At 73.3% G+C, this 7,824-nt stretch carries 2 protein-coding genes and 2 pseudogenes; 2 read left to right on the top strand and 2 right to left on the bottom strand.

The window, feature by feature from the left end; translation table 11 throughout:
* Window positions 1–1,812 (top strand): ATP-binding protein (locus AB0C29_RS23530; RefSeq protein WP_360823718.1); only part of this gene is annotated, 1,812 nt, incomplete at its 5' end.
* Here AB0C29_RS23530 and AB0C29_RS23525 read toward each other — a convergent pair.
* Together AB0C29_RS23525 and AB0C29_RS23520 are read right to left on the bottom strand one after the other, a co-directional pair.
* Complete coding sequence (locus AB0C29_RS23525) at window positions 1,809–3,035, bottom strand: HAMP domain-containing sensor histidine kinase (RefSeq protein ID WP_360823715.1); 1,227 nt, start codon at window positions 3,033–3,035, stop codon at window positions 1,809–1,811. The two genes, AB0C29_RS23530 and AB0C29_RS23525, sit on opposite strands and share 4 nt — an antisense overlap.
* Window positions 3,032–3,244 (bottom strand): annotated as a pseudogene (locus AB0C29_RS23520) (winged helix-turn-helix domain-containing protein); the annotation flags it as partial. The pseudogene AB0C29_RS23520 and the gene AB0C29_RS23525, both read right to left, overlap by 4 nt.
* 26 nt (window positions 3,245–3,270) lie before the next feature.
* Here AB0C29_RS23520 and AB0C29_RS23515 point away from each other — a divergent pair.
* Window positions 3,271–7,746, top strand: a pseudogene (locus tag AB0C29_RS23515) (carboxyl transferase domain-containing protein); the annotation flags it as partial.
* Window positions 7,747–7,824 lie beyond the last annotated feature (78 nt).

Raw genomic sequence — 7,824 nt, 5'->3', positions numbered from 1 at the left:
CGCCGCCAGGCCGGGATCACCGCCGTGGGGCTGCTCGCCGGCCTGCTGGCCACGCTGCTGGTGTACCGCCGGATCACCAGGCCCATCGGCCGGCTGCGCACCGCCGTCCGGGCCGCCGCGACCAGTGGTCACCTGGAGCCGGCGGTGACTGTCACCGGCCCGCGGGAGGTCAGTGATCTCGGCGCGGAGTTCGCCGGCCTGCTCGCCGCGGTCGACCGGGAACTGGGGGAGCGGCGCCGGGCCGAGGAGCTGGCCCGTGAGCACGAACGCAACTACCGGCAGCTGTTCGACGCCAACCCCTACCCGATCTACCTGTTCGACGTCGAGACGCTGGCCGTGGTGGCGGTGAACGACGCCGCCGTGCACTACTTCGGCCGGGACCGGGAAGCCCTGCTCAGCGCCGTGGTCACCGACCTCTGCCCGGCTGATGACGCTGCCGCCGTACGGGAAGAACTGGCCGCGGCCGCGCCGGTCGAACGCTGCCGGGCCCGCCGGCACCGCAAGCACGACGGCCGGGTGACCGAGGTCGAGGTGACCTCGCACCTGACCACGTTCGCCGGGCGCACCGTGCGGTGCGCCGTCGTCGACGACGTCACCGAGCGGCACCACCTGCGCCAGCGGCTGCGCCAGTCGGAACGGCTGGAGAGCCTCGGGCAGCTGGCCGGCGGCATCGCGCACGACTTCAACAACCTGCTGGGGATCATCAACGGCTACGCGGGCATGTCCGCCGCCGACGTCGAGGAGCTGGCGGCCCGTGACCCCACGTGGGCCCGGCTGCACGACGACCTGCTGCAGATCGTCGCGGCGGGTGACCGGGCCGCCGGCCTCACCCGTCAGCTGCTGGCGTTCGCCCGCGCCGACACGGTCGCCGAACTGACCGCCCTCGACCTCAACAGTGTGGTGGCGGACGTGGAGAAGCTGCTGCGCCGCACCCTCGGCGAGGACATCACCCTCATCACCCGGCTCACCGAGGACTCGGCGCCGGTCCTGGCCGACGTCGGCCGGCTGGAACAGGTGCTGGTCAACGTGGCCGTCAACGCCCGTGACGCGATGCCCAACGGCGGCACCCTGACCATCGACACCGACGCCGTCACGGTCGACGAGCACTACGCGGCGCAGCACCCGGGCGTGCGCACCGGGCAGTACATGCGGCTGGCGGTCAGCGACACCGGCACCGGCATGGACCAGGAGACGCTGGAACGGGCCTTCGAACCGTTCTTCACCACCAAACCGAAGGGCCAGGGCACCGGGCTCGGCCTGGCCACGATCTACGGCATCATCGCCCAGGCCGGCGGGCACGCCCAGCTCTACTCGGAGTTGGGCCACGGCACGACCATCGCCGCGCTGCTCCCGGTCACCGAGCAGAACGCGGGTCCGGCGGCCCGCACGTCGACGCGGGTACGGCCGGGCGCCGGCGAGACGATCCTGCTGGTCGAGGACGACGAGGGACTGCGCGCCCTGACCGAACGCGTCCTGGACCGCAACGGGTACCGGGTCCGGTCGGCGCGCACCGCCGCCGAGGCGCTGACCCTGGCCGCAGCGGCCGACGTCCTGGACCTGCTGCTGACCGACGTGGTGCTGCCCGACATGCATGGGCCGGACATGGTCACCGCCGTGCACCGGGACCTGCCGGGACTGCGGGTGGTGTACATGTCGGGCTACGCGGAGAGCATCCTGGCGGCCCGCGGCACCCTGCCGACCGGGGCGATCCTGCTGCAGAAGCCGGTCAGCGCCCAGCATCTGCTGACGGTCATCGCCCGCGAACTGAGGACCGGCCGGGCCACGCCGTCCGCGGTCGTCGACGGGCGTTAGGGCGTACGAGTCGGCAGGCTGACCGTCACGCTCAGGCCGCCGCCGGGACGGGCCCCGGCCACCGCCTCGCCGCCGTGCGCGCCCGCGATCGACGCCACGATCGCCAGCCCCAGCCCGAATCCGCCGTCCCCGGTCCGCTCCCGCAGCCGCCGGAACGGTTCGAACAGCGTCTCCACCGCCTCCGGGGCGATCACCGGCCCGGTGTTGTCCACTGTCAGCACCACCCGGCCGCCGGCGCTGGCCGTGCTCACCCACACCGCGCCGCCCGGGACGTTGTAGCGCACCGCGTTGTCCACCAGGTTCGCCGCGAGGTGTTCGAGCAGGATCGGGTCGCCGCTGGTCGGGGCCGGGGCCAGGGAGGTGTGCAGCCGGGTTGTGCCGGGTGTGGGTGCCGCGGCGTCGATCGCGTCCTCGGTGACCGTCGCCAGGTCGACCGGCTCCCGGCCGACCTGGCCGCGGTCGGTGCGGGCCAGGGTCAGCAGCGCGTCGATCAGGGCCTGGGCGTGGGTGACGGCGGTCCGGACGTCGCGGCCCAGGCCGATCAGTTCGTCGCGGGTCGGTTCCGGTTTGGCCAGCACCACGTCGACGGCGGTCCGCATGACGGTCAGCGGGGTGCGCAGCTCGTGGCCGGCGTTGGCGATGAAGCGGCGCTGGCCCTCGAACGCGGTCTGCAGCCGGTCCAGCATGGCGTCGAACGTGTCGGCCAGTTCGCGCAGTTCGTCGTGCGGGCCGGTCAGCGCCACCCGGGCCGCGAGGTGGTCCTCGGAGGCGTCGCGGGCCGCCGCGGTGATCCGGTGCACCGGGCGCAGCACCCGGCCGGCGACGATCCACCCGGCCACCGCCGCCAGCAGCGTGACCGCCGCGAGCGTGCCCAGCGAATAGCGCAGCAGCTGGTCCAGGGTCGCCTCGCGTTGGGTCTCGGCCCCGTCGAGAACGCCCTCCTGGTACGCCGCCTTGCATTTCATCAACAGCTCCGGCGCGGCGCCGGGTTCGGAGGTCGCCTTGGCGCAGGCCGCGGCGAATTCGACCGGCATGACCTGCTTCGCGTCGGCCGGGCTCGTGCGGTCCTTGGCCGGCTCCGGCCCGGGCAGGTTGCCGGCGAGCAGGCCGTAGGTGATCGCCACCAGGATCATCCCGCAGGCGGCGAACAGCCCCGTGTACAGCAGGGTGAGCCGGACCCGGACGGTCAGCCGGGGCCGCAGCGCACGCCAGACGGCGGTCACAGGCGGTAGCCCCGGCCGACCACGGTCTCGATCAGCGGCGGGGCGCCGAGCTTGCGCCGCAACCGGGCCAGGGTCACCGACACCACGTTGCTGAACGGGTCCGCGTGGGCGTCCCAGACGTGCTCCAGCAGTTCCTCGGCGCTGACCACCGAGCCGTCGGCGGCCGCCAGCATCTCCAGCACGCCGAACTCCTTGCGGGTCAGCGACAGGGCCCGGCCGGCCCGGTCGGCCCGGTGCCGTCGAGGCCCGGCTGAACGCCGAGGACCCGGACCGCGACTTCGCCCCGTCGCCCGGCCGCATCACCCGGCTGCTGCTGCCGGCCGGGCCCGGCATCCGGGTGGACACCGGGGTCAGCGAGGGTGACACCATCCCGGCCGACTTCGACTCGATGATTGCCAAGATCATCGCGTACGGCCGGGACCGTGACGAGGCGCTGGGCCGGCTGCGCCGCGCGATGGCCGAGACCACCGTGATCATCGAGGGCGGCACCACCAACAAGAGCTTCGTGCTCGACCTGCTCGACCAGCCCGAGGTCATCGACGCCAGCGCCGACACCGGCTGGATCGACCGGGTCCGGGCCGAGGGCCGCCTGGTCAGCCACCGGCACTCGGCGATCGCCCTGGCCGTGGCCGCGATCGAGGCGTATCAGGACGAGGAGGAGGTCAGCCGGCAGCGCCTGCTGGCCACCGCGCACGGCGGCCGGCCCCAGGTGCAGCACGAGATCGCCCGCCCGCTCGACCTCAAGTTGCGCGGCTCCTCGTACCGGGTGAGTGTCGCCCGGGTCGGCGGGCAGCGTTTCCGGGTCGGCATCTCCGGCGGCGGCGACATGCACCCGGCCGACGTCGAGGTGGAACGCTTCGACGCGCACAGCGGCCGGGTCGTGGTCAACGGCCACCGGTTCCGGCTGGTGTCGGCCACCCACGGCCCGATCCACCTGGTCGAGGTCGACGGGGTCACCCACCGGGTCAGCCGCGACGAGGGCGGAGTCGTGCGTTCGCCCGCGCCCGCGCTGGTGGTGGCCACGCCGCTGGCCGTCGGGGACGAGGTCGAGGCCGGCGCGCCGATCCTGGTGCTGGAGAGCATGAAGATGGAGACGGTGCTGCGGGCGCCGTTCCGGGCCCGGGTGCGGGAGTGCCCGGTGTCGGTGGGCAGCCAGGTCGAGACCGGTACGCCGCTGATGCGCCTGGAGCCGCTGGCCGAGGAGGGCACCGAGGTGCAGGCCGCGGGGGCCGGCGAGACCGTCGAGGTCGACCTGCCCGGCGAGCCCGCCGACGTGTCCGCCGCCGACCGCGTCGAGCGTGGCCTGCAGGACCTGCGCAGCCTGCTGCTGGGCTTCGACGCCGACCCGCGCGACCGCAAGCGCCTGCTGACCGGCTACCTGGCCGCCCGGGCCGAGCTCGGCGGCCAGCCGCTGGCCGGTGAGCTGACCGTGCTGACCGTCTTCGCCGATCTGTCGGAGCTGAGCCGCAACAAACCCGCCGGTGACGTGGAGGTGGAGCCGGGCAGCCCGGTGCACAGCCCCCGCGAGTACTTCCACAGTTACCTGCAGAGCCTCGACGTCGAGCGCGCCGGGGTCACCGAGGCGTTCCAGGTCAAGCTCCGGCAGATGCTGGCCCACTACGGCGTCAACGACCTGGACCGGACGCCGGAGCTCGAGGCCGCGGTCTTCCGGATCTTCCTGGCCCAGCAGCGGATGTCCACCGACGTCGCCGTGGTCTCGGAACTGCTGCGGCAGTGGCTGGCCGGGCCGCCGCCGGCCGAGTCGCTGAGCGAGCGGGCCGGGCTCACCCTGGAGCACCTCGTGGAGGCCACTCAGGTGCGCTTCCCCGCGGTGGCCGACCTGGCCCGCGGGGTGGTGTTCCGCTGGTTCGTCCAGCCGCTGCTGCGCCGCAACCGCGCCAAGGTCTACGCCGCGGTCCGGGAGGAGCTGCGCTACCTGGACAACAACCCGGACGCCGCCGACCGCGCCGAGCGCATCCAGGCCATGGTGGCCAGCGCCGAACCGCTGGTCCGGCTGATCGGGCAGCGGATGGGCCGGCCCGGCCGCGACCACGCCGCCCTGCTGGAGGTGCTGACGCGCCGCTACTACGGCAACCGCGGGCTGTCCGAGGTGACCGCGCGCGACATCGCGGGCTGCCGGTTCGTCACCGCCGTGCACACCGGCTCGGAACGGGTGACCCGCGTGGTCACCACCGCCGTGGACATCGCCGCCCTGCCGGATGCCCTCGACGCGGTCGGCACGCTGGCCGCCGACGTCGCCGAGCGCGGCCTGGTCGCCGACCTCTACGTCACCTGGGAGGACCAGCCCGACGCCGACGCGATGGCGGTCCGGCTCGGTGAGCTGCTCGCCGTGTGCAGCCTGCCCGCCGGTGTCCGCCGGATCACCACGACCGTCGCCGGCACCAGCGGCGCGGTCATGCACCACCACTTCACCTTCCGGCCCGACGAAGCGGGCTTCACCGAGGACCGGCTGATCCGTGGCCTGCACCCGCAGATCGCGCGGCGCCTGCAGCTGCAGCGGCTGCGCGAGTTCGACCTCACCCGGCTGCCGTCGGCGGACGAGGAGATCTACCTGTTCAAGGCGGTGGCCAAGAGCAACCCGGCCGACGAGCGGCTGTTCGCGATGGGCCAGGTCCGCGACCTGACGCCGCTGCGCGAGGCCGACGGCCGGCTGGTCGCACTGCCCGCGGTGGAGGACGCGATCACGGCCGGCCTGGACGCGATCCGCAACATCCAGGCCCAGCGCCCGCCGAACAAGCGGTTCGACACCAACCGGATCATGATGTACGTCTGGCCGGCCACCGAGCTCACCAGCGACGAGCTGAACGCTCTGGTCCAGCGCATCCTGCCGACCTCGGCCGGGGCCGGGCTGGAGGAGGTCCAGTTCGTGGCCCGCCAGCGCAACGCCGCGGGCGAGCTGACCGAGGTGGCCGTCCGCATCACCCTGGATCCGGGCAACGGCGCGCAGCTGCACGTGGACAAGCCGTCGACCGAGCCGGTGCAGCCGCTGGACGACTACCGGCAGAAGGTGCTGCGCGCGGCCCGGCGCGGCAACGTGTACCCGTACGAGCTGACCGGGCTGCTCGCCGGGCCGCAGGGCAGTTTCGTGGAGCACGACCTCGACGACAACGGCGTGCTCGTGCCGGTGGACCGGCCCCGCGGCCGCAACTCCGCGGCGATCGTGGCGGGCGTCGTCACCACCCCGACCGAGCGGTACGCCGAGGGCGTCACCCGGGTCGTGCTGCTCGGCGACCCGACCAAGGCGCTGGGCGCACTGTCCGAGCCGGAGTGCTCGCGGGTCATCGCCGCGCTGGACCTGGCCGAGCGGATGCGGGTGCCGCTGGAGTGGTTCGCGCTGTCGGCGGGCGCGCGCATCTCGATGACCTCGGGCACCGAGAACATGGACTGGGTCGCCGCCGCGCTCAAGCGGATCGTCACGTTCACCCAGCAGGGCGGCGAGATCAACATCGTCGTCGCGGGGATCAACGTGGGCGCCCAGCCGTACTGGAACGCCGAGGCGACGATGCTCATGCACACCAAGGGCATCCTGGTGATGACGCCGGACTCGGCGATGGTGCTCACCGGCAAGCAGTCGCTGGACTTCTCCGGCGGCGTGTCGGCCGAGGACAACTTCGGCATCGGCGGCTACGACCGGGTGATGGGCCCGAACGGCCAGGCGCAGTACTGGGCGCCGAGCCTGCCGGCCGCCCGCGACGTGCTGATGGCGCACTACGACCACTCGTACGTCCTGCCCGGCGAGAGCGGGCCGCGTAAGGCGCGCACGGACGACCCGGTGGACCGTGACGTGTCGTCGTTCCCGCACACCTTCCCCGGCAGTGACTTCGCGACCGTCGGGCAGATCTTCTCCACCGAGCACAACCCGGACCGCAAGAAGCCGTTCGACATCCGTACGGTGATGCGCGCTCTGGCCGACCAGGACCACCCGGTGCTGGAACGCTGGGCGGGCATGGCCGACGCGGAGACCTCCGCGGTGCAGGACGTGCACCTCGGCGGTTGGCCGGTCTGCCTGATCGGCATCGAGTCGCGGTCGGTGCCGCGGCGCGGTTTCCCGCCCACCGACGGCCCGGACACCTACACGGCGGGCACGCTGTTCCCGCGCTCGTCGAAGAAGACCGCCCGGGCGATCAACGCGGCGTCCGGCAACCGGCCGGTGGTGGTGCTGGCCAACCTGTCCGGCTTCGACGGCTCCCCGGAGTCGATGCGCAAACTCCAGCTGGAGTACGGCGCCGAGATCGGCCGGGCGATCGTCAACTTCGAGGGCCCGATCGTGTTCTGCGTGATCTCGCGCTACCACGGCGGCGCGTTCGTGGTGTTCTCCAAGGCGCTGAACCCGACCATGACCGTGCTGGCGCTGGAGGGCTCGTTCGCCTCGGTGCTCGGCGGTGCCCCGGCGGCGGCCGTGGTGTTCTCCGGTGAGGTGAACACGCGTACGGCGAACGACCCGCGGGTGACCGAGCTGCAGGCGCGGATCGCGGCGGCCAGCGGCGCCGAGCGGGCGGCGTTGAACGCGCAGCTGGGCGAGGTGCAGTCGGCGGTGCGCTCGGAGAAGCTCGGTCAGGTGGCGGCCGAGTTCGACCGGGTGCACAGCATCCAGCGCGCCGTGGAGGTCGGCTCGGTGGACGCGATCATCAAGGCGGCCGAGCTGCGGCCCCGCATCATCGAGGCCATCGAGCACGGTCTGAAGCGCTGAGGCGTACGGCCGGCCGCGGCGCCCCCGACCGCGGCCGGCCCGGCAGGTGCCGAAGGTGTCCAGGGCGGTGGGGAGCCG

Source organism: Actinoplanes sp. NPDC048791 (assembly GCF_040650095.1).
Classification (GTDB): domain Bacteria; phylum Actinomycetota; class Actinomycetes; order Mycobacteriales; family Micromonosporaceae; genus Actinoplanes.
The sequence above is the reverse complement of the archived record's forward strand: the minus strand, read 5'-3'. Positions and strand labels throughout refer to the sequence as shown.